At 65.5% G+C, this 24,585-nt stretch carries 30 protein-coding genes and 1 other RNA gene; 11 read left to right on the forward strand and 20 right to left on the reverse strand.

Translation table 11 applies throughout. The features are described 5' to 3' along the window. Positions 1–217 (forward strand): CinA family protein (locus GH737_RS03735; RefSeq protein WP_196232962.1); only part of this gene is annotated, 217 nt, incomplete at its 5' end. Here GH737_RS03735 and GH737_RS03740 read toward each other — a convergent pair. Together GH737_RS03740 and lipA are read right to left on the reverse strand one after the other, a co-directional pair. Then, positions 178–639 (reverse strand): type II toxin-antitoxin system RatA family toxin, encoded by a 462-nt coding sequence (locus GH737_RS03740; protein WP_155263520.1) that lies wholly within the window; start codon positions 637–639, stop codon positions 178–180. The two genes, GH737_RS03735 and GH737_RS03740, sit on opposite strands and share 40 nt — an antisense overlap. Next, positions 639–1,559: a lipoyl synthase gene (gene lipA / locus GH737_RS03745; RefSeq protein ID WP_155263521.1), complete on the reverse strand. Its 921-nt coding sequence runs from the start codon at positions 1,557–1,559 to the stop codon at positions 639–641. Before lipA ends, GH737_RS03740 begins: the two co-directional genes overlap by 1 nt. 65 nt (positions 1,560–1,624) lie before the next feature. Between lipA and GH737_RS03750 the strand changes: the two genes are divergently transcribed. Continuing rightward, positions 1,625–2,260 carry a carbonic anhydrase gene (locus GH737_RS03750; RefSeq protein ID WP_155263522.1) on the forward strand — a complete coding sequence of 212 codons (636 nt, stop codon included), beginning with the start codon at positions 1,625–1,627 and terminating at the stop codon, positions 2,258–2,260. A 10-nt stretch (positions 2,261–2,270) separates the two neighbouring features. Here the strand turns inward: GH737_RS03750 and GH737_RS03755 are convergent, their stop codons facing one another. Continuing rightward, a complete protein-coding gene (locus GH737_RS03755; RefSeq protein WP_155263523.1) occupies positions 2,271–2,582 on the reverse strand; it encodes a hypothetical protein in 312 nt (103 codons plus the stop codon). Positions 2,583–2,776: 194 nt separating this feature from the next. Then, positions 2,777–3,154 carry a hypothetical protein gene (locus GH737_RS03760; protein ID WP_155263524.1) on the reverse strand — a complete coding sequence of 126 codons (378 nt, stop codon included), beginning with the start codon at positions 3,152–3,154 and terminating at the stop codon, positions 2,777–2,779. 167 nt (positions 3,155–3,321) lie between these two features. Between GH737_RS03760 and GH737_RS03765 the strand changes: the two genes are divergently transcribed. The 3 genes from GH737_RS03765 to GH737_RS03775 all read left to right on the forward strand — a co-directional run bounded on the left by GH737_RS03765 (position 3,322) and on the right by GH737_RS03775 (position 5,112). Further along, a complete protein-coding gene (locus GH737_RS03765) occupies positions 3,322–4,047 on the forward strand; it encodes an NYN domain-containing protein (RefSeq protein ID WP_155263525.1) in 726 nt (241 codons plus the stop codon). Between the two features lie 165 nt (positions 4,048–4,212). Continuing rightward, the gene (locus tag GH737_RS03770; protein ID WP_196232963.1) at positions 4,213–4,779 is read left to right on the forward strand and encodes a PAS domain S-box protein; all 567 of its coding nucleotides are present in this window, start codon (positions 4,213–4,215) and stop codon (positions 4,777–4,779) included. A 75-nt stretch (positions 4,780–4,854) separates the two neighbouring features. Continuing rightward, positions 4,855–5,112 (forward strand): hypothetical protein, encoded by a 258-nt coding sequence (locus tag GH737_RS03775; protein WP_155263527.1) that lies wholly within the window; start codon positions 4,855–4,857, stop codon positions 5,110–5,112. A 193-nt stretch (positions 5,113–5,305) separates the two neighbouring features. On the opposite strand, the gene GH737_RS03780 is transcribed toward GH737_RS03775, so the two are convergent. The 8 genes from GH737_RS03780 to ffs all read right to left on the reverse strand — a co-directional run bounded on the left by GH737_RS03780 (position 5,306) and on the right by ffs (position 11,279). Continuing rightward, positions 5,306–5,596 (reverse strand): DUF1905 domain-containing protein, encoded by a 291-nt coding sequence (locus GH737_RS03780; protein ID WP_155263528.1) that lies wholly within the window; start codon positions 5,594–5,596, stop codon positions 5,306–5,308. Continuing rightward, on the reverse strand, positions 5,593–6,198 hold the full coding sequence (locus GH737_RS03785) for a YdeI/OmpD-associated family protein (RefSeq protein ID WP_230558610.1): 606 nt from the start codon (positions 6,196–6,198) through the stop codon (positions 5,593–5,595). The genes GH737_RS03780 and GH737_RS03785 overlap by 4 nt, the downstream gene beginning before the upstream one ends. Further along, on the reverse strand, positions 6,170–6,640 hold the full coding sequence (locus GH737_RS03790) for a hypothetical protein (RefSeq protein WP_196232964.1): 471 nt from the start codon (positions 6,638–6,640) through the stop codon (positions 6,170–6,172). Before GH737_RS03790 ends, GH737_RS03785 begins: the two co-directional genes overlap by 29 nt. 2 nt (positions 6,641–6,642) lie before the next feature. Continuing rightward, entirely contained in the window at positions 6,643–8,322 is a 1,680-nt protein-coding gene (gene ettA / locus GH737_RS03795) for an energy-dependent translational throttle protein EttA (protein ID WP_155263530.1), read from the reverse strand. Positions 8,323–8,628: 306 nt separating this feature from the next. After that, on the reverse strand, positions 8,629–8,952 hold the full coding sequence (locus tag GH737_RS03800; RefSeq protein ID WP_155263546.1) for a YbaB/EbfC family nucleoid-associated protein: 324 nt from the start codon (positions 8,950–8,952) through the stop codon (positions 8,629–8,631). A 10-nt stretch (positions 8,953–8,962) separates the two neighbouring features. After that, entirely contained in the window at positions 8,963–10,597 is a 1,635-nt protein-coding gene (locus tag GH737_RS03805) for a DNA polymerase III subunit gamma/tau (protein WP_155263531.1), read from the reverse strand. 40 nt (positions 10,598–10,637) lie between these two features. Continuing rightward, complete coding sequence (locus tag GH737_RS03810) at positions 10,638–11,117, reverse strand: hypothetical protein (protein WP_155263532.1); 480 nt, start codon at positions 11,115–11,117, stop codon at positions 10,638–10,640. 67 nt (positions 11,118–11,184) lie between these two features. After that, an RNA gene (gene ffs / locus GH737_RS03815) (signal recognition particle sRNA small type) lies at positions 11,185–11,279 on the reverse strand. 102 nt (positions 11,280–11,381) lie between these two features. Here ffs and GH737_RS03820 point away from each other — a divergent pair. After that, the gene (locus tag GH737_RS03820) at positions 11,382–12,098 is read left to right on the forward strand and encodes an EF-hand domain-containing protein (protein ID WP_155263533.1); all 717 of its coding nucleotides are present in this window, start codon (positions 11,382–11,384) and stop codon (positions 12,096–12,098) included. Here the strand turns inward: GH737_RS03820 and GH737_RS03825 are convergent. From GH737_RS03825 to GH737_RS03835, 3 genes are read right to left on the reverse strand one after another with little or no spacing between them, the layout of a single operon-like run. Next, positions 12,095–12,430 carry a 2Fe-2S iron-sulfur cluster-binding protein gene (locus GH737_RS03825; RefSeq protein ID WP_155263534.1) on the reverse strand — a complete coding sequence of 112 codons (336 nt, stop codon included), beginning with the start codon at positions 12,428–12,430 and terminating at the stop codon, positions 12,095–12,097. The genes GH737_RS03820 and GH737_RS03825 overlap by 4 nt on opposite strands. After that, positions 12,427–13,545, reverse strand: a complete 1,119-nt coding sequence (locus GH737_RS03830; RefSeq protein WP_155263535.1) for a cysteine desulfurase family protein — start codon at positions 13,543–13,545, stop codon at positions 12,427–12,429. The genes GH737_RS03825 and GH737_RS03830 overlap by 4 nt, the downstream gene beginning before the upstream one ends. After that, a complete protein-coding gene (locus GH737_RS03835; RefSeq protein WP_155263536.1) occupies positions 13,542–14,621 on the reverse strand; it encodes a cysteine desulfurase family protein in 1,080 nt (359 codons plus the stop codon). Before GH737_RS03835 ends, GH737_RS03830 begins: the two co-directional genes overlap by 4 nt. Positions 14,622–14,742: 121 nt before the next feature. Between GH737_RS03835 and GH737_RS03840 the strand changes: the two genes are divergently transcribed. Then, positions 14,743–15,426, forward strand: a complete 684-nt coding sequence (locus GH737_RS03840) for an alpha/beta hydrolase (protein WP_155263537.1) — start codon at positions 14,743–14,745, stop codon at positions 15,424–15,426. On the opposite strand, the gene GH737_RS15125 is transcribed toward GH737_RS03840, so the two are convergent. Beyond that, positions 15,398–15,565 (reverse strand): hypothetical protein, encoded by a 168-nt coding sequence (locus GH737_RS15125; RefSeq protein WP_196232965.1) that lies wholly within the window; start codon positions 15,563–15,565, stop codon positions 15,398–15,400. The genes GH737_RS03840 and GH737_RS15125 overlap by 29 nt on opposite strands. 53 nt (positions 15,566–15,618) lie before the next feature. Here GH737_RS15125 and GH737_RS03845 point away from each other — a divergent pair, with 53 nt between their 5' ends. Continuing rightward, on the forward strand, positions 15,619–15,873 hold the full coding sequence (locus GH737_RS03845) for a hypothetical protein (protein WP_155263538.1): 255 nt from the start codon (positions 15,619–15,621) through the stop codon (positions 15,871–15,873). Here the strand turns inward: GH737_RS03845 and GH737_RS03850 are convergent. After that, positions 15,870–16,793, reverse strand: a complete 924-nt coding sequence (locus GH737_RS03850) for a threonine ammonia-lyase (protein WP_155263539.1) — start codon at positions 16,791–16,793, stop codon at positions 15,870–15,872. The genes GH737_RS03845 and GH737_RS03850 overlap by 4 nt on opposite strands. A 222-nt stretch (positions 16,794–17,015) precedes the next feature. On the opposite strand from GH737_RS03850, the gene GH737_RS03855 reads away from it, so the two are divergent. From GH737_RS03855 to GH737_RS03865, 3 genes are all read left to right on the forward strand, one after another. After that, a complete protein-coding gene (locus GH737_RS03855; protein ID WP_196232966.1) occupies positions 17,016–18,248 on the forward strand; it encodes a type III PLP-dependent enzyme in 1,233 nt (410 codons plus the stop codon). Between the two features lie 96 nt (positions 18,249–18,344). After that, the gene (locus GH737_RS03860) at positions 18,345–19,427 is read left to right on the forward strand and encodes a 1,9-bis(guanidino)-5-aza-nonane synthase (RefSeq protein ID WP_155263541.1); all 1,083 of its coding nucleotides are present in this window, start codon (positions 18,345–18,347) and stop codon (positions 19,425–19,427) included. 110 nt (positions 19,428–19,537) lie between these two features. Then, positions 19,538–19,990 (forward strand): MAPEG family protein, encoded by a 453-nt coding sequence (locus tag GH737_RS03865; protein ID WP_155263542.1) that lies wholly within the window; start codon positions 19,538–19,540, stop codon positions 19,988–19,990. On the opposite strand, the gene GH737_RS03870 is transcribed toward GH737_RS03865, so the two are convergent. From GH737_RS03870 to GH737_RS03880, 3 genes are all read right to left on the reverse strand, one after another. Beyond that, positions 19,980–21,101, reverse strand: coding sequence for a class I SAM-dependent RNA methyltransferase (locus GH737_RS03870; protein WP_230558611.1), 1,122 nt, complete (start codon positions 21,099–21,101; stop codon positions 19,980–19,982). The two genes, GH737_RS03865 and GH737_RS03870, sit on opposite strands and share 11 nt — an antisense overlap. 68 nt (positions 21,102–21,169) lie before the next feature. Next, positions 21,170–23,227, reverse strand: coding sequence for a S46 family peptidase (locus GH737_RS03875; RefSeq protein ID WP_230558612.1), 2,058 nt, complete (start codon positions 23,225–23,227; stop codon positions 21,170–21,172). Positions 23,228–23,290: 63 nt separating this feature from the next. Further along, positions 23,291–24,585 (reverse strand): NAD(P)H-hydrate dehydratase (locus tag GH737_RS03880; protein WP_155263544.1); only part of this gene is annotated, 1,295 nt, incomplete at its 5' end.

Genomic DNA, 24,585 nt, shown 5'->3' on the forward strand with positions numbered 1-24,585 from the left:
GGCGTCCGACGCGGATGTCGCGGTCGCTATCACCGGCATCGCCGGGCCCGGCGGCGGGACTCCGTCGAAGCCGGTCGGGACCGTGGTGTTCGCCCGCGCCGAGCGCGACGCCGACCCCGCGAAGATCGTCGCCGACCAGAAATTCTTCGACGAAAAGACCCGCTCGGGCGTGCGGCTTCAGGCGGCGCTCTGCGCGCTCGACCTGCTGATGCCGTAGAGCGCCGCGGCGCGCTGCTCGAAAGCATTGGTCATGCGCCTCAGCGCCCGGTCGAACATCGCACCGGCAAGGGTTTCGAACAGCCGCGACTTGAACGCGAAATCGACCGCGAAATGAAGGTTCGTGCCGCCGTCCGGCGCCCGCTCGAACGTCCATTCGTTGTGAAGGAACTTGAGCGGGCCTTCCACATAATCGACGCAGATGCGGTGCGGGCGGTCCTTGAGGACCTTGCTGGTGAACCGCTCCTTGAACGCGTTGAAGCCGACGACGAGATCGGCGACCGTTTCCTTCTCGCTAGACGAGCGCACGCGCACGGCGACCACCCACGGCAGGAATTCGTCGTAGCGGGCGACATCGGCGACCATGTCGAACAATTGTTCGGGCGTGTACGGCAAGTGGCGGCTTTCGCTGTGGCGCGGCATCAGCCTTTCGAACGCTCCAGCTGCGCCAGGCGTGCCGCCTGCATCTTCTTGAAATCGTCGCCCGCGTGATAGCTCGACCGCGTCAGCGGCGAAGCAGCGACCAGCAGGAATCCCTTGGCACGCGCGATCGCCGCATAAGCCTCGAACGCCTGCGGCGTGACGAACTCCTCGACCTTCGCGTGGCGCGGAGTCGGCTGCAGATATTGACCCATCGTCAGGAAATCGACTCCGGCCGAGCGCATGTCGTCCATGACCTGGTGCACCTCGAGCCTCTGCTCGCCGAGCCCGACCATCAGGCCCGACTTGGTGAAGATGTGCGGCGCCTTGCGCTTCACGCTCTCGAGCAGCCTCAGCGACGCGTAATAGCGCGCGCCCGGCCGGATGGTCGGATAAAGCCGCGGCACCGTCTCGAGATTGTGGTTGTAGACGTCGGGCCCGGCCTCGACGATCGCATCCACCGCCGCCTCGCTCTTGTTGCGGAAGTCGGGCGTCAGGATCTCGATGGTCGTCTTGGGCGTGTTCCGGCGCAGTGCCTCGATCACCTTGACGAACTGCGATGCGCCCCCGTCGACGAGGTCGTCACGGTCGACGGAGGTCACGACAATATGCTCCAGCCCGAGCTCGGCGGCCGCCGTCGCGACATGCTCCGGCTCCAGCGGATCGACCGGGCGGGGCATCCCTGTCTTGACGTTGCAGAAGGCGCAGGCGCGCGTACAGGTGTCGCCGAGGATCATCACCGTGGCGTGCTTCTTGGTCCAGCACTCGCCGATGTTGGGGCAGGCGGCTTCCTCGCACACGGTGGCGAGGTTGAGCTCGCGCATCAGCCGCCGCGTCGCGTGATATCCTTCGCTGACCGGCGCCTTGACCCGTATCCAGTCGGGCTTGCGCTGCTTGGAAGGGATTGCGGCGGGGAGGTTCATGCGAGCCAGATAGCGAGTGGGTGCAGCCCTTGCCAGCCCTGCCCGGCTGCGTTTAGCGCAGATGCATGCCGTACATGAAACAGCTGATCGAAGGCTATCGCCGCTTCCGCGACAATCGATGGCCGCAGGAACGCGAACGCTGGGCGGAGCTGGCCGAGGGGCAAAGTCCCGAAGTGATGATCCTCGCGTGCGCCGACAGCCGAAGCGATCCAGCGCAAATCTTCGACGCCCGGCCAGGCGAGATGTTCGTCGCCCGCAACATCGCCGCGCTCGCACCGCCTTACGAGACCAGTAGCGGCCATCATGGCGTCTCAGCGGCGCTCGAGTTCGCGGTGACCCAGCTCGAGGTCGGCGAGATCCTGGTCATGGGTCATGGCATGTGCGGCGGCTGCTCGGCTGCACTCACCGGGGCATTCGACGACCGGCGGCCCGGGCACGGACAGTTCATCGCGGACTGGGTGCGGATGCTCGATCGGGCCCGCGACAAGGTCCGGGCCCGCCATGCGGAGCTGGATCGCGATGCGTTCCTCGACATGGAGCAGGAAGCGGTGAAGGTCAGCCTCGCGAACCTCCGTACGTTTCCCTGGATCGCGGAGCGCGAGAAGGACGGCCGGCTGAAGCTCCACGGCGCCCATTTCGCGATTTCCGAGGGACGGCTGTACCTGCTGGACGAGGCGGAAGGAACCTTCCACCCCGTCTAAGCAGTGTCGGTTAGCACCTTACGTTGTAATTGTAATGTGGCTGTCCGTACTGGTCGACATAATAACAATAGCCGCGGGTATCGCGATAATATTGCTTGCCTCCTACGACCGCCCCGACGGCAGCGCCGAGCGCTCCGCCGACGATCGCTCCAGCGCCGGTGCCGATGCCCGGGAGAACCGAGCCGGCGAGCGCACCGGCACCTGCGCCGATTGCGGCTCCGGTCGCCGTGCTGGCAACGGCATGGTCGTAGGCCGGCGTGGTCGCGCAGCCGCCTAGGGCTAAGCTGCTCGCTGCAGCAGCCGAGATCAGCAGACTTTTCATGTGATGGTCCTCCAAGGTGGCGCAAACCCCTGCAATCCAGTGCGCTCACGGCAGTTTCGTTCCCGCAGCCCGTCCGAACGTCCGTGAGCCGTGGCGAAAACGGAATGAACCGGGGGCGCACAGCAAGCGACGGGGCGGAGGAAACCCTCCGCCCCGTCGAACCGGCTCACTCAACAGAATGGGATCAGGCGCGCCTAGCAGCGAATGTCGTAGCTGTAGTGCGGCTGCCCGTACTGGTCGACGTAGTAGCAATAGCCGCGCGTATCGCGGTAATATTGCCTGCCATTGACGGTCGCGCCGAGCACGCCGCCGAGGATGGCGCCGGCAATGGCGCCGGTGCCAGGCTTCAGGCCCGGAAGAACCGCGCCGGCGATCGCTCCGCCCGCAGCGCCGATCGCGGCGCCGGTGACGGCATTACCGGCCTGGTTGTTGCCATAATAAGGCTGGCCATAACCGTTGTTGTAATAGCCATTATTGTACCCGTACGGATTCCCGTACTGGTTTGGATAAGTTGCGCACCCTGCTACCGACACACTCGCGGCGGCAAGGACTGCAAGACCTAGCTTCCTCATTTCTCTCGTCCCTTCAACAACGCCGCCCCCTGATCCGCTAATAGTGCATCAGACGGCGTTTCGTTCCCGCACCGATTATCCGCCGTTTGGCTCCGTGGAGCGCGGCGCGTTCAACAGTGGCCATTCCGCGATGCCGCGCTAGAGGGGCCGAAGAGGAGGAGTTGAGGATGCGCGATCGCCTGCCCGAACAGGAAGCCAACGTCGCCCTTCTGATCGATGCCGACAACGCCAGCCCCGACCATCTCGACGAAGTCCTGCTCGTGCTCGGTGAGCTCGGCACGATCAACATCCGGCGGGCCTACGGCAACTGGGCCAAGGCGAGCCTCAAGGGCTGGGGCAACCTTACCGGCAGCCACTCGATCGTGCCGATGCAGCAGTTCGACGTGGTGAAGGGCAAGAGCGCGACCGACATGCGGATGACGATCGACGCCATGGACCTGCTCTATCGCGGCAAAGTCGACGGCTTCGGAATCATGTCCTCGGACAGCGACTTCCTCCCGCTCGCGCAACGCATCCGCGAGGAGGGATTGCAGGTCTACGGCTTCGGCACCGCCAAGACCCCGGTCTCCTTCCAGCAGGCGTGCACGCGCTTTTTCGACGTCGGCGCGCTCGCGCTCGAGGACGACCAGCTCGATCAGCCGACCGCCGGCAAGGGCCAGCGCCCGGTCGACACCGAGCTGCTCCAGGTGCTCGGATCGGCCTACAAAGCCTCGAAGCGCAACGAGGAGGGCTACACGACGCTCTCAGAGCTCGGCCAGCGCGCCAAGGCGGTCTCCAGCTTCGCCGCGCGTAACTACGGTTTCACGCGTCTCTCCGACCTCATCAAGGCCGTGCCGAACTTCGAAGTGAAGTCGGGCGACGACGGACGGCTGCTGGTGAAGCGGCTGCGCTGATCGGGGACACTGTGGATTGATCATCCACAGATATTTCGCCGGCGCACCGATTCGAGCGCTGTTGTTCCCGTGCAACGCTCGCGTAATTTTAGCGTCATGCCGGAACCGCCGCGCGTGAAACCGGTTGGGGGGTCCAACCTGAATTGCATCCGGACTGGGGCAAGCTTGCCTGCACAACATCCCGAGCGCCTGCTCGACGAGGCGCTGAACGCTCTTGCCTCTGCGGGGGACTGGCGCTCGGTCCTCGATGAGCTTCCGGCGCCGATCTACACCACCGATGCCGAGGGCGCGGTCACCTACTGGAACCGCGCGTGCGTCGATCTCGCCGGCCGAGTGCCGCAACTCGGCGAGGATCGCTGGTGCGTGACCTGGCGCATCTACACCACCGAAGGCGAGTTCCTGCCGCACGACGAATGCCCCATGGCGGAGACGATCCGCGAACGGCGCGAGGTACGCGGGAAGGTCGCGATTGCGTTGCGGCCCGATGGCTCGCGCGTCGCCTTCCGCCCCTACCCGAGCCCGTTGTTCGACCCGGACGGTAAGTTCACCGGCGCGATCAACCTGCTCGTGGACGTGAGCGACGAGCAGGCCGAGGCGCTGAATGTCGAGGCGGAGCGCTGCCGCCGCCTTGCCGACGCGACCTTCAACCGCGAAGTCTCCGACATCCTCGGCACCATGGCCGAAGGCTACGAGCGGACCGCCGGCGAGCTGGCGAGGCAGCGCGAGGCCTAAGCGGCTGCTCAGTCTCGCCGCGAACGCCGGAACAGCGCTCGGAATGGGCCGTTCCTTCGCGAGAAGGAGTGAGCCATGGACAATCGCCGCACCGAAACCGCCCGCGAGAACGACGACAGCGACATCCTCGACCGTGCCGAGCCGGCACCCAGCCAGGGTGGAACGTCCGGCGGCAATCTCCAGGAGGACATCGCCACCCAGGCAGAGCTCGAACGCGTCCGCGACCCCGAAGCGATGGAAGGCGTCGACAAGCAGGACGACATCGACCACCAGCAGCGCTATCCGGCGCGGCACCCGGCCGACAAATCCTCCGGCGGCAATCCGTCGGAGTAGCGGAAACCTGACCCTGGCGAATGTTCGCGAATGTTCGCACTGACGGGGAGGATTTCGTCAGCCGGTCCGCCGCATCCGCTTCCGATCCGCCGATCCAAGGAGCCGGAGCGCATTTGACAGCCGATATCCTACATTTCCAGCCCTCTCACGGCAGCTGGGCCGCGACCGTTACCTCGTCGCCAGGGTCGATTCCTCAGAGTAGCTGAAGTTCGACGGTGACCTCGTCTCCGGCGGCGATGCAGGCCTTGCGCATGACATCGATCTTCACCGGCAGGAAATAGCCGCCGCTGCTCTTCGACGGGAAGACGGATGTCCGCCAGGTAACGTCATCGAGCGTTACCTCGACCTTCACGGAGCCGAACCCGCGCCGCACCATCAACGCATGCGCACGAATTTCCGCCGAGAGCGCTTCGGGCACGGACATGAAGTGCATCCTGCCCTCGTCATTGGCCCATATCTTCAGCGGTCCGGTGAGCACAATCATGGCTTCTTCTGCCAATCATATTGCGGGAGCCGCCGCCCTTCCTCGCTGACGGCGATCAGCTCGCGCAGGCGCTTGGCGCGCGTTTCGGGCCGCTTCGCGCCGGCGACCCAGCCGAGCACGGTCTTGCGGTAGCCGGGCGGCCGCTTCTCCCAGTCCGCCCACGCCGCCTTGTTCTTGCGGAAGAGCGCCTCTTCCTCGGCTGTGAGCTCCGCGAGCGGCTTCTCGTACGAGTAGATGCCGCTTCGATGCTTGTCGCGCTCGTAGGCGGCCTGTCCTGCCGCCGTCATCAGCCCGGCGGACGTGAGCGGTTCGAAGCGCTCGACGTTCACCTTGCTCCAGATGCTGCCCTTGCGCCGCGGCGTGAAGCGGATGGTGTAGGCGTCCTCGCCGAGCGACCTGCGCACCCCGTCGATCCAGCCGAAGCAAAGCGCCTGGTCCCGTGCCTGCGGCCAGTCGATCGAGGGTTTGCCGCTGCTTTTCTTCCAGAAGCCGACGAGCAACTCGGGCGCGGCTTCGTGATTGGCTTCGAGCCAATGGCGGAAATCGGCCTCGGTGGGGAAGAAGGCCGGTTGATCAGTTTCTCGCGTTTTGGTCTGGATCAAAGCCTGCGTTTTCTAGTCGTTCGCGCGCACTTCTGAGCGCTTTGGCTGAAAAGGTCGGTTCGCCATGACGGATGACGATTGCTTCTGCTGACAATTCAGGCAGCCCGTACTCCAGCACCTCTCGAAAGCCATCACTCTCGTGGAGAGCTAGATACTCCAGAGCAGCCCTTTCTCCCTCACGCTCGATCTTTGGTCGAAGGCGATTCATGGGCGATTTGCGGCCCCGGACCTGCCGGCGTATTTCTTCGACGGCCAATATCATTTGCCAACAGTCGTACTCCACAGTGCCGGGCGTTCCCTTTGATTCCAGGGCAACCACGCGTCGCAGTGCGGCCCGTTCTATACCGTCATATTTTCCGTTCGTTTTTCGAGCGATGGAACGCACTTTCTCGACATCATCACAAGAGGCGATGTACTCAAGCGCACGCTTTTCATCGAACACCGTCACCGCGTCAATTTCCGGTAGCTCGTCCGGTGCGGCCGCGTCGCTTCCTCACCGAGCCGCCGCACCTTGTCCTCTTCGTACGCCTGGAAATTCCCCTCGAACCATTCGACTCGGCTGTCGCCTTCGAACGCGAGGATGTGCGTTGCCAGTCGGTCGAGGAAGAAGCGGTCGTGGCTGATGACTACCGCGCAACCCGCGAAATTCTCGATCGCCTCCTCGAGCGCGCCGAGGGTCTCGACGTCGAGGTCGTTAGTCGGCTCGTCCAATAGCAGCACGTTGCCGCCGCGCTTGAGCATCTTGGCGATGTTGACGCGGTTGCGCTCGCCGCCAGAGAGCTTGCCGACATTCTTCTGCTGGTCCTGGCCCTTGAAGTTGAAGGCGCCGACATAGGCCCGCGTCGACTGGTCGTGGCCGTTGACCTTCATGTAGTCGAGCCCGTCGGAAATCTCTTCCCACACGTTTTTCGAACCATCGAGATGATCGCGGCTCTGGTCGACGTAGCCGAGGTGCACGGTCGGCCCGATGTCGACCTCCCCCGAGTCGGGCTGCTCCTGGCCGGTGATGATCTTGAACAAGGTCGACTTGCCGGCGCCATTCGGGCCGATCACTCCGACGATCCCGCCTGGCGGAAGGGTGAAACTCAGGTCCTCGAACAGCAACTTGTCGCCGTAAGCCTTGCTGACGTTCTTCACGTCGATGACCTTGCCGCCGAGCCGCTCGGGCACCTGAATCAGGATTTCCGCCTTGCCCGGGACGTGCTTCTCCTGCGCCGCGACGAGCTGGTCGAACTTGGCGATCCGCGCCTTGGACTTGGTCTGGCGGGCCTTGGCGCCCTGGCGGATCCACTCGAGCTCGTCCTTGATCGCCTTCTGGCGCCCCGACTCCTCGCGCTCCTCCTGCTCGAGCCGCTTCGCCTTCTTCTCGAGGTAGGTCGAATAATTGCCCTCGTAGGGGAAGTATTTCCCGCGATCGAGCTCGAGAATCCAGCTCACCACATTGTCGAGGAAATAGCGGTCGTGGGTGATCATCAGCACCGCGCCGGGATATTCCTTGAGGTGGTTCTCGAGCCACTGGACGCTCTCGGCGTCGAGATGGTTGGTGGGCTCGTCGAGCAGCAGGATCGACGGCTTCTGGATGAGCAGCCGGGTGAGCGCGACGCGGCGCTTTTCGCCGCCCGACAGCTTGTCGACCGACCAGTCGGACGGCGGGCAGCGAAGCGCCTCCATGGCGACCTCGAGCTGATTGTCGAGAGTCCACCCGTCGACCGCGTCGATCTTGCCCTGGAGATCGCCCATCTCCTCCATCAGCGCGTCGAAATCGGTGTCGTCCTTCGGATCGCCCATCTCCGCCGAAATGGCGTTGAAGCGGTCGACCATGTCGGCGACCTCGCGTGCGCCGTCCTTGACGTTCTCGAGCACGTTCTTGCTGGGGTCGAGCTGCGGCTCCTGCGGCAGGTAGCCGACGGTGATGTTCTCGCCGGGCCAGGCCTCGCCCTGGTAGTCCTTGTCGATGCCGGCCATGATCTTCATCAAGGTCGACTTGCCGGCGCCGTTCGGGCCGACGATCCCGATCTTGGCGCCGTGGTAGAATTGCAGGTTGATGTGGCTCAGCACCGGCTTCTGGGCGCCGGGGAAGGACTTGGTCATGTCCTTCATCACATAAGCATATTGGGCGGCCATGGGGTCGCGGCGTTCCTTCGGAATTGAGTGTCTGGAGAGTTGTCAGCCAGTTAGGGCACGCGAGGCGCTTTTTCCAGCGCTGGTATCGATTCACGCGAAGCCCCGAAGAAGGTAGTTCTCGCGCGGAGACGCAGAGGCGCAGAGACGTGGCGAAGGGCTCGCGGAAGCAACAATTCGATCAGGTGGGCGCAGCTGCAACCGAATTGATTAGTGCTGCCGCACGCCGAGTCCTCGGCCTCTCTGCGTCTCCGCGTTTCTGCGCGAACCAATCCTTTCTTCTTCGCGGCCTCGCGTCTTCGCGTGGAATCAGAAGGGCAGCTTGAATCCCGGCGGGAGCGGAAGCGTGCCTTGCATCTTCTCCATTTCCTGCGCCGCCGCGGAGTCGGCCTTGGCGCGCGCGTCGCTGATCGCGGCGGCGATCAAATCTTCGACCATCGTCTTTTCCGAGGGTTGAAGGAGGCTTTCGTCGATGTCGACGCCGAGGATCCGGCCCTTTGCCGTCGCCCGGATCTTCACCAGTCCGCCGCCGGCCGCGCCCTCAACCTCGATCTTGTCGAGATTGTCCTGCGCCTTCTGAAGCTCGGCCTGCGCATTCTGCGCCATTTTCATAATTTCGTCGAAATCGGGCAATTCGGGCATGTCAGCTGCCTCTCGTTGAAAAGGTTTCGAGTTCGGCGTCGGGGAACGCGTCCATCACCGCGCGGACGTTCGGGTCTGCGAGCACATCTGCGCGAACGCGCTCCTTCGCCATTTTCTCCTGATCGAGCAAAGAAGCCTCGCCGGGCTCGTCGGAAAGCGACACCTCCCAGCTCGCGCCGGTCACCGCCTTGAGGATCGCGGCGAACTCCCGCGGCCAATCGCCCCCGAGCGGCCGCGCCGGCCTCAGCACCAGTTCGGGCGGGGCATAGCGGACCAACCCGACCTGGTCGTGGAGCTGGACGGCGAGCTGGTGCTTGCCCTTGTCCTCGAGGAGCTGGATCAATGCGCGGAAATCCGCCGGTATTCGGGCGACGGCACCGGAGCTGTTCCCCACGGGCACGGCGGCCGGCGCGGAGTCGGCACCGTGGCCGCTCAGCCTGGCAACCAGCGAAGCGGGGTCGGGCATGTCAGCGGCATGGATCAGCCGAAGCAGCGCCATTTCAGCGGCCTCGCGCGGGTCCGGAGCGGAGTCCACGTCCTGAAGGCCCTTCAGCAGCATCTGCCACAGCCGGTGAATCGTGCCCCAGCCCAGTTGGCCGGCCATGGCTTCGGCGCTCTCGCGTTCTTCGTCGGACTGGAGCGCACCGACGTTCGCACCGGCCTTGGCGCGGGTGGCCGCGTGCAAGCTCTCCATCAGCCCGCGCAGCAGCTGCGTCGGATCGATCCCGAGCGCATGAGCTTCGTCAAGCGCCGCGAGCGCCCCCGGCGCATCGCCCGACAGCACCAACTCGAGCAGCCGACGGATACGCGCACGGTCGGCAAGACCGAGCATGTCGCGGACCTGCTCGGCAGTGACTGCGCCCGCGCCGTGAGCGATGGCCTGGTCGAGGATCGAGAGCCCGTCGCGGGCGGAACCCTCTGCGGCGTTGGCGATCATCGCCAGCGCGTCGGGCTCGACCTCCACCCGCTCGGCCCTGGACACATCGGCGAAATGGGCGGCGAGTTTCTCGGCCGGAATGCGCCTGAGGTCGAAACGCTGGCAGCGTGACAGAACCGTGACCGGCACCTTGTCAACCTCGGTGGTAGCGAACAGGAACTTCACATGCTCAGGCGGTTCCTCAAGGGTCTTCAGCAAGGCATTGAAAGCGTTCTTTGAAAGCATGTGGACTTCGTCGATGATGTAGATCTTGTAGCGCGCGCTGACCGACGCGTAGCGAACCGCGTCGACGATCTCGCGGATGTCGTCGACGCCAGTGTGCGAGGCGGCGTCCATTTCGATCACGTCGATGTGCCGCCCCTCGGCAATCGAGCGGCACGGCTCGCACACGTTGCACGGCGTGATCGTCGGCCCGCCCTGCCCGTCCGGTCCGACGCAGTTGAGCGCCTTGGCGATCAGCCGCGCGGTCGAGGTCTTGCCGACCCCGCGTACCCCTGTGAGCAGGAAGGCATGGGCGATCCGCCCGCGCTCGATCGCATTGGCGAGCGTCTTCACCATCGCATCCTGCCCGATCAGCTCGGCAAAGGTCTGCGGCCGGTACTTGCGGGCGAGGACACGGTAGGGGCTAGTGACAGCCGGCGCACTTGCTTCCGGCAGGTCGAGGCCTAGCGCCGGCTCTTCGGGCGGTGAATCGGTCATTGGTACCTATTTAGGTGCCGTCTCGCCCGCTGTCGAAGCCTTACGGAAGACGCTTCCACTCGGCTGTTTTCATCGAGAGTGGGCCTTGTGCCGTCTGGTAGACGTGGGTTTCGATGTCCGTCTTGCCGTCCGGCGACAGCGTGAAGATGCGTGTCGTGCCGGGGGTGCCCTGCTTGCTCAGCGCCATGATCAGAACGTTCGGAATCGGCATGGTTATGGCGACATGGTCATATTCGCCATCGGGCGTGACCGGCGACGGAGTGCCGTCCAGCGGATAGGTGGATACGGAGCGGACCACCGAGCCGTCGGGAGCGACGATGTCGACGACGGTCGTCCATTTGCCGCCGCCGGCGTCGCTGAATGTCATGGTTGCGCTTTTCGGGCGCTGCTCGGGCGGGAGCGGCAGCTTGGCGACATCGACACTCCAGCGGCCGAGGAATGGCGAGGACGATTGCGGTGCCGCAGGCGCCTCGGCCGAGAACATGATCGCACAAAGAAGAATCGGGACAGCCAGCTTCATGATCACCCCCGTCGTTGGAAGGCGATGACAATAAGGCTGTTGCGGCGACTAATTCCAGCGGAAGGTGAGAGGTGGAAGCCGACGACCCGGCACCAAATCGTTGTGGCTGCTTCCTTCCGGACCTGACCAGGTTGGCGACAGCGCCGTCCGCCGACTTCCGAGGGGGCATATGGTGGAAGCCTTCGCCCCGCGCAAGTTGTTCGGGCGAGCCTCTTTCTTCATTCGCTGTTCACGCGAACGGGTGGACTTGGCTAGCCTGAACCGATGCCCCTTTCCGCCCTCCTCCTCAGCCTGCTCGCACCCGCGGCGCTGTCGCCCTCCGCGCCGATCAACGTGACCGGCCACGCCTGGGCTCCATTCATCAGTCCGATGGGCGAGCCGTTCCGCGCCCGCACGACCAGTGACGACACGCTCGCCGACTGGTTCCGGCAGGCGGACGCCAACCACGACGGGTTGCTCACGGCCGGCGAGATGCAGGCCGACGCCGAGCGCTTCTTTCGCAGGCTCGACACCAACCCGGACGGGGAGATCGACCCGGACGAGATCGCCAATTACGAATATGAGATCGCACCCGAAATCCAGGTGATGTCGAGGACTCGGCGGCCTCCGGGAGAGCCCGCGACCGCGCGCGACGTTGATGTCTATCTGGAAAAGCCGCGCGACCGGAAGCGGCGCCGAGACCGGGACTATGCGAGCCTCGGCTTCGGGGGCTCGCTTCAGGGCGCCGCCCGCTACGGCCTGCTCAACATCCCGGAGCCGGTCGCCGCCGCGGACGCGGACTTCAACCGCGGCATCTCGCTCGAGGAGTTCCGCCAGGCGGCGCTCGCCCGGTTCCAGCTCCTCGACAGCACGCACCGCGGGAGCCTCACCCTGACGCAGCTCCAGGCTCTCCGGCCCGAGCCGCCGCTCGACGGCCGCCGGCCGAAGCACAACGAGCCGGGCGACGATCGCATCGGCAATCCGCTTCCGACCGGCCCCTAACGGCCCATCCAGTTTCTGGCGCCGGGCGGAATGCGGACAGAGAGCGTCTCCATCGCCTCCGTGAGGATGATCTGGCAGGCGAGGCGGGACGTCCGTGTCGCGTGCGCGGCGAGGTCGAGGAGGTCTTCCTCTTCCTCGCTGGCCGAGGGCAGCTTCTCGAAGTCTGGGGCATCGACGATGACGTGGCAGGTCGAACAGGCCATCACTCCCTCGCACGCACCCTCGAGCGGCTCGCGCGCCGCCCACGCGACGTCGAGCAGCCGCTGCCCGGCTTGGGCCTCCACTTCCTTGTCGAGCGTGCCGTCGGCCTTGAGAAAGCGCACCAAAGTCACGCCTCGAGCTTCTCCTGCGCCGTGGCATGTGCGGCAATGCGCCGGCAGGCGTCGACCAGTTCCTCCCCGGTCGTATAGCGGCCGAAGCCGAGCCGGATCGAGGAGCGCGCCTGGCGGTCGCCGAGCCCGAGTGCGCGAAGCACGTGGCTCGGTCGCCCGGAGCCGCTCGCGCAGGCCGAGCCGAGGGAGAAAGCGATGTCGCGCAGATCAGCGATTAGCCGCGCTCCATCAAGGCCTTCGCGGCGGATATTGAGATTTCCCTTGTAGCGGTGGCGAGTGCTCCCGTTGATCGTCCAGCCAGAACCGAGCGCTGCGACTGCCGCCTCCCACAGTCTCTCGACATGGTCGCGATCGTGCGGCCGGCGATCACCGGCTAGCCTCGCCGCCGCGCCGAAACCGACGCACAACGCCGGGGACAAAGTGCCGGAGCGAAGCCCCCGCTCCTGGCCGCCGCCATGAATCAGCGGTGCCGGTTCGGCTCCCTTGCGCATCCACAAGGCGCCGATGCCCTTGGGCCCATGAATCTTGTGAGCGGACACGGCGACCAGGTCCGGCCCCTCGCAAATTTCGACCCGCCCCAGCGCCTGGACGGCGTCGCACAGCATCAGCGCCCCCGCCCGGTGCACCATGCCGGCGATCTCCGAAATCGGCTGGGTGACGCCGATCTCGTTGTTCACCTGCATTGCAGCAACGATCAGCACGCGATCGTCGAGCTCGCGGACAAGCAGATCGAGGTCGAGCCGACCATCCGGCTGGACCGGCAGGACGGTGAGGTCGGCCCCCTGCCCCGCGAGCCACTCGCAGGTGTCGAGCACGGCTGCATGTTCGGTCGCGACGGTGATGATCCTGTTGCGACCCTTCGGCGCCTTCTCGACGGTCCCCTTGAGCGCCCAATTGAGCGCTTCGGTCGCGCTTCCGGTAAAGGCGACGCTGCCGCCCTTCAGACCGATCGCTTCGCCGACGCGCTTGCGCGCGACTTCGATCGCGGCTTCCGCTTCATGGCCCCAGCGCGAGGGCGAATGCGGGTTGGCGAACTTCTCCTCGATCCATGGCAGCATCGCCTCGCCGACCTCCGGCGCGACCGGAGTGGTCGCCTGGTAATCGAGGTAGATCATGCGGCCTGCGCCTTCGCACGAGCCGCGATCTTCCGCCATTCGCCGACAAAGCGATCGATGTGGCGCTCGGCGGTCGACGGGCCGAAGCTCACCCGGATGACCGAAGAGGCGATCTCTTCCGAAATGCCCATCGCCGCGAGCACGCGGCTTGGCTTCATGCTTCCCGACGAGCAGGCGCTGCCAGCAGAGACCGAGATGCCCGCGAGGTCGAGCTGGACGAGCTGACTCGCGCTGGCGACGCCCGGCATGGCGTAGGCGCCAATGGTCGCGATCCTTGGCGCTCCGGCGGCAATGATGAGCCCGCCCGAGCCGACGATTTCATTTTCGAGGTGCTGACGCAGCGTTTCGAGCCGCGGCATGGCCATGGCGAAGGCGCGGCTTTCGAGTGCTGCCGCCATCGCAGCAGCGGCCGGCAGGTTCTCGGTCCCGCGCCGATAGCCGCGCTCCTGCCCGCCGCTCGGCGCGAGCGTGCCGAAATCCTTGACCAGCAGCGCGCCCGCCCCCGGCGGAGCTCCGAACTTGTGCCCCGAGACCGCAACGAAATCCGCGTCCGGCAGCGCGATCTTGCCCGCCGCCTGCGCGCAGTCGCACAGCAGCAGCGATCCTGTGGAGTTCACGGCCTCGTAAATACGCTCGATCGGCTGGATGATGCCGGTCTCGTTGTTGACCAGCTGGATCGCGACCAGCGCAGGGTCTCCAGCCAACGCATCCTGCAGCGCGGTCATTTCGATCAGGCCGTCGGCACCGACCGTCAGCACCTCGGCCGAATTGCCCATCGCGGCGATCACCGCGTCGTGCTCGGTCGGCCCGACGACGATCCGCCGCGCCGACCTGGCGCGCGCTGCGGCAATCTGGATCGCCTCGCTCGCGCCTGATGTAAGGATGACGTCATGCCGCCATTCGAGCGCGGCTGCGATCGTGTGCCGCGCCTCTTCGAGAGCGGCGCGCGCGCGGCGCCCGTCGGCGTGAGGCGAGCTCGGGTTCGCCCAACTTTCGAGAGCGCGGTCCATCGCCTCGCGCGCTTCGCAGAGCACCGGCGTGGTCGCCGCATGGTCGAAATAAAGCCGGTCGTTCATGCCTGGAAAAGCGCTCGATTCCTGCCGATTGCCAGTTGAAGGGCCGCCCCTATATAGGACCCGACGCCACGGCGCACCCGTAGGCACGGCCACATTTCCATTCGCGAGCAATTTGCACCCAATGCCCGAAGTCATTTTTCCCGGCCCCGAGGGACGCCTTGAAGGCCGTTTCCATCCCGGCACCCGCCCCCGCGCCCCAGTCGCGCTGATTCTCCATTCGCACCCGCAGGCCGGCGGCACGATGAACAACAAGATCGTCCAGCTGCTCTACCAGACGTTCGTCAAGCGCGGCTTCGCGACTCTCCGCTTCAACTTCCGCGGCGTCGGCAAAAGCCAGGGCGTATTCGACAACGGCATCGGCGAGCTGTCCGACGCCGCCTCGGCGCTCGACTGGGTGCAAAGCATCCACCCGGAGGCTGAAACGACCTGGGTCGCGGGCGTCAGCTTCGGTGCCTGGATCGGCATGCAGCTGCTGATGCGACGGCCGGAGATCCGCGGCTTCATCTCGATCGCCCCGCCCGCCAACATGTACGACTTCAGCTTCCTCGCACCCTGCCCTTCGTCGGGGATCATCATCCAGGGCGAGGCCGACGAGGTGGTGACCCCGAGCGCCGTCCAGAAGCTGGTCGACAAGCTCAGGACCCAGCGGCACATCACCATCCACCACGAGCTGATCCCCGGCGCGAACCATTTCTTCGCCAACGAGCTCGACCAGCTGATGAAGGAAGTCGACGATTATCTCGACATGCGTCTCGCAACCGATCCGGTAAAGCCGGCTATACCGTCCAGATCATCACGTTCATGACCAGCACCGCTGCGGCGACCAACATCAGGACGCCGCGGACCCGGGTCTGACGGGCGAGCACCAGCTTCACGCCGCCGATCACGAGCAGGAACGCGGCGACCATCGCCAAACCCATGGCAAACGCCGAAATCTTCTCCATTTCCGCTCCTGATTTCACCAAGACTTAACCAAAATCGGTCCACATTGGCCGCCATGCCAAGTGGGGACCAGCAGGCGCGCCTCGAAGAGGCGTTCGAGCGAATCGAGGAGACCATCCTCCCGTGCATCGCGATGATGCTCGACACGCTGATCGACGCCTCGGAATCGATCGCCGAAGGCGAGCGCCGGTTCCTCGTCGGCGAGCTCAAGACGCTCGCGGCCGAGCTCGAAGAGCTGACCCAGGCGGTAGAGCGGTCGAGCCCGGCCCATGTCGAGCCCGGCGAGTACAAGACGCGGAACGTCGCTTAGATCCCGCCGCGGACGATCCGCGCATACAGCGCCGGATCGACATTCGCTCCTGAGAGCACCACCACCGTATCTTCCACCGGAGGCACTTTGCGAGCCATCAAGGCCGCGAGTGCGACCGCTCCCCCCGGCTCGACCACCAGCTCGTGCCGTTCCCACGCTAACCGGACAGCCTCCGCTACTTCGGAATCGCTGACCGAAAGCGCCGTCGCCCCGCGCTCGCGCAGGATGGCGAAGGTGATCGGCGACACGCGCGGGGTCTGCAGTGCGTCGCAGAAGGTAGCCGGCGCGTCAGCCGCCACAGGCACGATCTCGCCGAGCTCCAGCGAACGCGCCATGTCGTCCCAGCCTTCGGGCTCGACGATGACCATCTCCGCTTCGGGAACCGCCAGCGCGATGCCGGAGCCGAGGCCGCCGCCGCCGCACGGCACGATGATCCGCTTTGGGGCGCGGCCCATCTGTTCGACAATCTCGAGACCCACGGTACCCTGACCGGCGACGATCGCCGGGTCGTCGAAGCTCGGCACTACCGTGGCGCCAGTCTCCTCGGATATGCGGTCGGCAATCGCCTCACGGCTCTCGCTCCGCCGGTCGTAGCAGATGATTTCCGCGCCCTCGCCTCGCGTGCCGTCCATCTTCACCTGCGGAGCGTCGCTTGGCATGACGATGATCGCGCGGATGCCGAGCCGCCGGGCGGCGATGGCCACGCCGCGCGCGTGATTGCCCGACGAGAAGGCGACGACGCCGCGCTCGCGCTCCTCGAGCGAGAGCTGTAGCAGCCGGTTGCTCGCGCCCCTCAGCTTGAACGCGCCGCCCGTCTGAAGGCACTCGCATTTGAGCCAGACACGGGTCCCGCCGACCTCGCTTTCGACCAGCGGCGTGCGCTCGACGAGCCCCTCGATCCGCGCGGCCGCGTCGATCACGTCCTGACGCTCGACCGTGGCGGCTTTCGGTAACTGGTTGATATTTCACCCTTTCGATTAGCCGTTGCAGATCAGCGACATACCGCAGGGCATTCCCGAGTCGCGGACCAAATAATCTTTACAGGGGGGACCCCCGCACATATATCGCGCTCCCGCTGCCCCATGGGACTTCCAACCGCAAGGCAGCTTTATGTCGAACGTACCCGTTGGAGGTCCCTTGAGTTGCACAAGCATCATCGCGCGCTGGGGCTAGCGACCGCCCCGACCGGCAGCCGGGGGGCTGCCGATATCGCCCGTCTCCGACCGGTTGAGCCGGTTACGCTTCTGCGCCCGCACGCCGCGCGGCGCGCTGCGCGCTTCTTCGTGGAGAAGTTTCCCGGGCGCTCGCTGTACGCAGTGAAGGCCAATCCTTCGCCCGACCTGCTGCGCATCCTGTGGGAAGCGGGCCTGACTCACTACGACGTAGCGTCGATCGGCGAGATCCGGCTGGTCCACGAGACGCTGCCCGAGGCGGCGCTGTGCTTCATGCACCCGGTGAAGGCCGAGGAGGCCATTGCGGAGGCCTATTTCGAGCATGGCGTCCGGACCTTCAGCCTCGATACCCACGAAGAGCTCGACAAGATCGTGCGCGCAACCGCCAGTGACGGCGTCGCCGCGACCGACCTCAACCTGCTGGTGCGGATCCGCGTCAGCTCCGAGCATGCCAAGCTCAGCCTCGCCTCGAAATTCGGGGCAGACCCGCGCGACGTGAGCACGCTTCTGATGGCCGCCCGGCAGGCCGCCGACGCGCTCGGCATCTGCTTCCACGTCGGCAGCCAGGCGATGACGCCCGCGGCTTATGCCGAAGCGATGAGCCGCGTCCGCGCCGCGATCGTCGAGGCGGCGGTCACGGTCGACATCGTCGACGTCGGCGGCGGATTCCCCTCTTCCTATCCGGGGATGGAGCCGCCGCCGCTCGAGACCTATTTCGCGGTCATCCACGAAACCTTCGAATCGCTGCCGATCAGTTATTCGGCCGAACTGTGGTGCGAGCCGGGTCGCGCTTTGTGTGCCGAATATGCGAGCGTCCTCGTCCGCGTCGAAAAGCGCCGCGGCGACGAGCTCTACATCAATGACGGCGCCTATGGCGCGCTGTTCGACGCGGCGCATATCGGCTGGCGCTATCCGGTGCGGCTGGTCCGGGGCGAGGAATCGCACGTGCGCCCGATGAGCTTCAGCTTCTACGGGCCGACCTGCGACGATCTCGACCGCATGGCCGGGCCGTTCGAGCTTCCGGGCGATGTGGGCGCCGGTGACTATATCGAGGTCGGCATGCTCGGCGCCTACGGCTGCGCGATGCGCACCCAGTTCAACGGCTTCGGAGTGGTCGATTCCGCAACCGTCGAAGACGAGCCGATGGCGAGCCTCTACGGAGCAGCGACCGCGCCCGCGCGTTCGAACGTCGTGACGCTTTAAATCGCATGTGCTCCGGCGTAGGCCGGAGCCCAGCCCAAGAATGAGAAAACCTGTACCCCCGCCTTCGCCGGGGTACAGACCGTATTGGAGCACGAGATGGAAACCGACACGCTGATCAAGACCCAGGACACCGGCGGGATCAACGACACGCGCAAGGCCGAGCTGCTGTCGAGCCCGGTCGAGCATATCGACATCACCAAGTTCGACGCCCGACCGATCGTCGAGGCAATGGGCCATATGAGCTTCACCAGCCGCGACCTCGCCCGAGCGACCAAGATCTACAACACGATGCTCGAGGATCCGTCCTGCTCGATCATCCTGGTCGTCGCGGGCTCGACCTCGGCCGGCGGCTGCATGGACCTCTATGCCGAGCTGGTGGAGTCGAACATGGTCGACGCGATCGTGGCGACCGGCGCGACGATCGTCGACATGGATTTCTTCGAAGCGCTTGGTCACAAACACTACCAAGCCAATGAAATCCCTAATGATGATACGCTGCGGTCGCTCTACATCGATCGCATCTACGACACCTATATCGACGAAAAGCAGCTGCAGGATTGCGACCATACGATCGGCCTCATCGCCGACAGCCTCGAACCGCGTCCCCACTCGAGCCGCGCGTTCATCCGCGAGATGGGCAAGTGGCTGAGCGAGGGCAATGCCAAGAAATCCGGCAGCCTCGTCCAGCTCGCCTACGAGAATGACGTGCCGATCTTCTGCCCAGCCTTCACCGACAGCTCGGCCGGCTTCGGGCTGGTCAAGCACCAGGTCGACGCGATGAAGCGCGGCGGGCACTACATGACGATGGACAGCATCGCCGACTTCCGCGAGCTCACCGACATCAAGATCAAGGCCGGCACCACGGGCCTGCTGATGATCGGCGGCGGCGTTCCGAAGAACTTCGCACAGGACACTGTGGTTTGTGCGGAAATCCTCGGCCACGACGATGTCGAGGTGCACAAGTACGCGGTGCAGATCACCGTCGCCGACGTGCGCGACGGCGCCTGCTCGTCCTCGACGCTGCAGGAAGCGGCGAGCTGGGGCAAGGTCTCGACCGCGATGGAGCAGATGGTCTTCGCCGAAGCGACCAGCGTGCTCCCGCTGCTGGCCAGCGACGCCTGGCACCGCGGCGCCTGGCGCAACCGCAAGAAGCGCGAGTTCGCAAAGCTGTTCGACTGAGGGCGACCAACCCGTCGTCGTTCTCGGGAAAGCGGGGATCCACCTTCTGTCAGATGACGGCTAAGAAGGTGGATCCCGGCTCAAGGCCGGGATGACGAAGGGGGAAAATCATGCACGGCTACAGCCCAATTCTCGCGCCCGTCGTGGCGCTGGTCGCCTGGACGCTCCTCATGCAGCTGTGGATGTACGCAGTCCGCTTCCGCGAGATGAAGCGTGCGGGGATCAGCCTGCAGGGTCGCCGCGGCACTCGCGGAAATGCGCTCGAGGGCGCAATCCCCGACGAGGCGAACTGGAAAGCGCACAACTACGCCCACTTGATGGAGCAGCCGACCATCTTCTACGCGATCGCGCTGACGCTCGCGTTCATGAACTTCGGCGGCGGCATCAATTATTGGTTGGCCTGGGGCTATGTCGGGCTGCGCATCATTCACAGCCTCGTCCAGGCGACCGTCAACGTCGTCACCTGGCGGTTCCTGATCTTCACCCTGGCGTCGCTGTGCCTGCTCGGGCTAACCACCCATGCCGGGCTGAAGATCCTCTACGATTGCGGCATCATCGGCTGAAGCAGGCGGCGAGCTCGACGTGGGTCGACCAGCGGAACTGCCCGACCGGGCGAACCCATGAGAGCGCGTAGCCGCCGTCCGTGAGCGCTCTGGCATCGCGGGCGAAGGTCGCGGGGTTGCAGCTGACATAGGCGATCCGGCCCACCGACGAGCCGGCGAGCGCCCTCGCCTGCTCGGCCGCGCCCGCGCGCGGGGGGTCGATGACCACGGAGTCGAAACGGCCGAGCTCGGCAGGATCGAGCGGTCGGCGGTACAAGTCGCGATGTTCGACCTCGATGCGAGGCGCAGCCCGCTTGAGCGCGGCAGCGGCATCGCGCGAAGCCTCAGCGGCGTAATCGGCGCCAACCGCGAGCGCGAAGGTGCCGAGGCCGGAGAAGAGGTCGGCAATCCTTCCCTCGACGACTTCACGGACGCAGCCCGCCAGAACCGCCTCCCCATCCTCGGTCGCCTGGAGGAAAGCACCGACAGGGAACTGCACCGGCGTGCCGGACAGCGTGACGGTGACGGATTGGGGTTCGAAAATCGTCTCCGGCCCGAGCCCATGGTCGAGGCTCAGCCTGGCAAGACGGCGATGGATGGCAAAAGCGCTGAGCCGTTCCATGGCTGCGAGACCGTCCGCCTGCACGCCCTTGATCAGCACATCCACTCCCTGGTCGATCAGTACCAGCTGCACTTCGCCAGCACGTTTCGACTGGAGCACTCCGCCGAGAAGCTCCCGTTGCGGCGCGACGAGCGCGAACAGCTCCGGCCTCAGGATATGGCATTCGCGCATGTCGACGATGCGGTGCGACTTCTCCGCGTTGAAACCGAGGACCGCGCCGCTGCCGACCTTCAGCGCCCGGAGCGTCGCTCGCCGGCGCGAATAGGGCGGTGACAAATGCGGCTCGCGCATTTCAGTCTGAAGCCCGTGCTGCGCGAGCGCCGTCTCGACCCGCGACACGAGATAGCCGCGATACGCCTCGTCGTCGGCATGCTGGAGCTGGCACCCGCCGCATTCCGGGAAGTGACGGCAAGGCGGCTCCTGATGGTGCGGCCCGGGGGCGAGAGCCCCGTCGTCGAGCAAGGCGTCGCCGGGAAGCCCGAACGGCGCGTGGCGGCCGCTCGCCGTCACTCCGTCGCCGCGCGCGGCGATGCGGACGATCAGCTCATGGCCCGGCGGGACGGATTCGGCTTGCGCGCTCAGCTCCCGGCAAGCTCATCGGCGAGCGCATCGGCATGATAGACCTTACGCAGCGCTTCGCTCACGGCAGCCGCCGACACCGACACGGCGCGGTTCAACACCGGGTCGTAGCCATAATTACCGCCGAGGCTGTGGATGTTCCCGTCGAACACCGCGCCGATCACCTCACCCCTGGCGTTGATCAGCGGCGATCCCGAATTGCCGCCGATAATGTCGTTGGTAGTCGAGATATCAAAGACCGTGTTCGAGTTGAGCTTGTCCTTGGCGGCGATCCACCGCGGGTCGAGGTCGAACGGCGCCTTGCCCGTCGCGCGCTCGTACAGACCCTTGAAGTAGGTGAAGGGCGGCACGGTGACGCCATTATACGTCCACCCTGCGATCTTTCCGTAGGAGAGCCGCAGCGTGAAGGTCGCATCGGGATAGATCGTATCGCCGAACGCTGCGAAGCGCGCCTTGGCGATCTTTTCCGACGCGGCGCTGATCGGGCCGTCGACGCGATTGTCCCATTCGGTCCGCAGCTTGCGCGCTTCGGGGTCGATCCTGAGGACGTACTTGATCAAGGGATCGTCCGACGCCTGCACCGCAGCCCATCCGCCGTCCCAAAGTTTCTTGCGCACCGCCGCATCGCCGAGCTTCGAGGCGGCGAGCACGGTCGCGAGATGCTCGGGGCTGTCGCGGCCGAGCAGCAGCTTGGTGTAGGGATTGTCGGCGGTCAGATATTCCCGCGACTTGGAAAGCCAGAATTCGAAAAGCAGCTGCTCAAGCGGCGCGTGGACGGGCTTCACGTCGAGCACTTCCTTTTCGAGGAGCGGGAGCTGGCTGTCCGAATAGCCCGGCAGGCGCTCGGCCGACGGCTTCTGGCGTTCGGCGGCGGCGCGGACCAGGCTGCGCGCATAATCGAACAGGTCCGATCCGATCGGCCCGCGCTCGACGAAACGGTAGGGCAGGTACAGCGCCGCGAGGTCGTCCTGCGCCCCTGCGATCGTCGCCCACGGATCGCCGAACTCCGCTCCGAGATTGAGCTGCGGCACTTTCAAACGGAGCGCCGCTTCCTGCGCCTGCTTCTGCGAGAGGAGATCGCCGCCATTGAGCGCAAACAACCGGCCAAAATAGACCTTGTACGAATTTTCGAGCCCGAACAGCAGGTCTTGGGCGATGCGCTCATGCTCGGGCGATTCCGCGCCGAAGCGGGTCAGGCGGCCGCGAAGCTCGGCATATTGGACGAGCGTCATCGGGATTTGCAGGTCGCGCTGCGTCTCGAGCTGCGCGATGGTCAACTGGCGGTCGGTGCCGCCCGGATTGCCGGCGATGAAAACCGGCTCGCCGGCGGTCGGCGCCGATGCATTCCACTTGAGGTGATCCGGCGTCGATACGGGCTTGCCATTCTCGTAGAGCCGCACGAACGCGCTATCGAGGTCGTATCTCGGAAAATTGAAATTGTCGGGATCGCCGCCGAAGAAGGCGGCCTTGAAGCCGGGCGAGAAGACCAGCCTGACGTCCGAATATTTGCGGTATTTGTAGAGCTTGAACTGGCCGCCGTGATAGAGGTCGACGACCTGGCAGCGGAATTTCTCGTCGTCCCCGCACGCCTGCTTCTCGATTGCCGAAGAGGCCGCGGTGCGCGCCTTGACCAGCGCCTCCCCTGTCTGCCCCTGCCCGGCGGCCTGCATCTGCGCGGTGACGTCGCTAATCGCGGTCAGGATTTCCGCCTGCATCCCGCCGCACTTGCGCTCTTCCGCGCGCGAGTGGGCAATATAGCCTTCCTGGAAAAAATCGTGTCCCTTGCTCGACAGGTCCTGCGCGCAGCCGGCGACGCAGTGGTTGTTGGTCAGCACCAACGCCTGGCCGGTGACCACGGAAGCCGAGCATCCCGTCGAAAGCCGCACCGCCGCGCCGCGGACGTGATCGAGCCACGCCTGGTCGATCTGGGTCCCGTACTCCTTGTTGACGGCAGCGATCGGAAAATTGTCGAACGTCCACATGCCCTCGTCGGCCAATGCGGCGGACGACATCATCACCGTGCTCGCTAGCAGCGGCGCGAACAATTTAAGGCTCATCTGCGAAATCCCCCGCTAACCTTCGTCAGCAGCATGGCCGTGGCGCGGCGCAAGGGCAAGCGCCTAGCCGAGCGCGGCGATCGCCTCGCCGACCGCTTCGGCAAGGTCGTCGGCGATCATCTGCGGCCCGGCAATTTCGGCAGCCCTGGCCTGGAGCCAGACCCCCGCACAGGCAGCATCGAACGCCGGCAGCCCGCGCGCGCGCAACGCCGCGATAATGCCGGCGAGAACGTCGCCGCTACCTGCGCTCGCGAGCCATGCCGGCGCCGGCTGACGGCAGCCAAGGCGTCCGTCAGGCGACGCCACTATCGTGTCCGGCCCCTTGAAAACGACCACCGCGCCAGACCGCTTCGCCGCTTCCAGCGCCCGCTCCGGCTTGGTCCCGCCAATGTCGCCGAACAGCCGCCGGAATTCGCCGCCGTGCGGCGTGATGATCGCATCCTGGCCCATCAGCCGCTCGGGCTCACCGAGATGGGTGATCCCGTCGGCGTCGATCACTTTCGGCGCGTTCGACGTCAGCGCCAGCGTCAACACTTGCGGGATGTCACCCATTCCGGGACCGACGAGCAGGCACCCGATGCGGTCGTCGTTCACCGGCGCGGTGTCGGTCTGGGCGATGGCAGCCGGAAGCCCGTCGATGTCGCGCGACGTGCTGACCCGAACATAGCCTGCGCCCGCTCTCGCCGCGGCCGTCGCAGCGAGCGCAATGGCGCCGGGCATCTTGCCCGCGAGCGCGTGGACGAGTCCCCGATCGTACTTGTGCCCTCCCGGATCGAGCGGCGGAAGCTCGGGCGGCGCAATCTCGTGCCAGCGCGTCTCCGCCGCGATGCCGATGTCTCCGAGCACCACGCGCCCGCACTTGTGCATCGCGGGATGAAGCAGGTGCGCCAGCTTGAGTGCGCCGAACGTGACCGTCATGTCGAACGCGGGGACAGGGCTTAGCTCCGCCCCACTATCGCTCTCGACGCCGCTCGGCAGGTCGCACGCGATGTTGATGACGGCTTGTTCGCAAAGCCGGGAAAGTTGCTCTGAAACAGGATCTTCAAGTCCGTATTTCAGTCCGGTTCCGAACAGACAGTCGATGACGATCGGCGCGGACGCAGTCGAGTCCGAAAGCGTTGCGAAATCGCCGGTCCACTGACTGCGGGCCCATTTGCCGGGGTCGCTCTTCGGTTCCGCCGTTGCGGCGAGCCGCACAGCGACGCCGCGCTCGGCCAGATGACGCGCGGCGACATAGCCATCGCCGCCGTTGTTGCCGGGGCCGCACAGCACGAGCGCCGGCATCGGTCCGGCAAAGCGATACACCGCCTCGGCGAGCGCGGCTCCTGCCCGCTCCATCAACTGCTCGACGCTGGTGC

This window comes from Sphingomonas segetis, assembly GCF_009720245.1.
Lineage (GTDB): Bacteria > Pseudomonadota > Alphaproteobacteria > Sphingomonadales > Sphingomonadaceae > Sphingomicrobium > Sphingomicrobium segetis.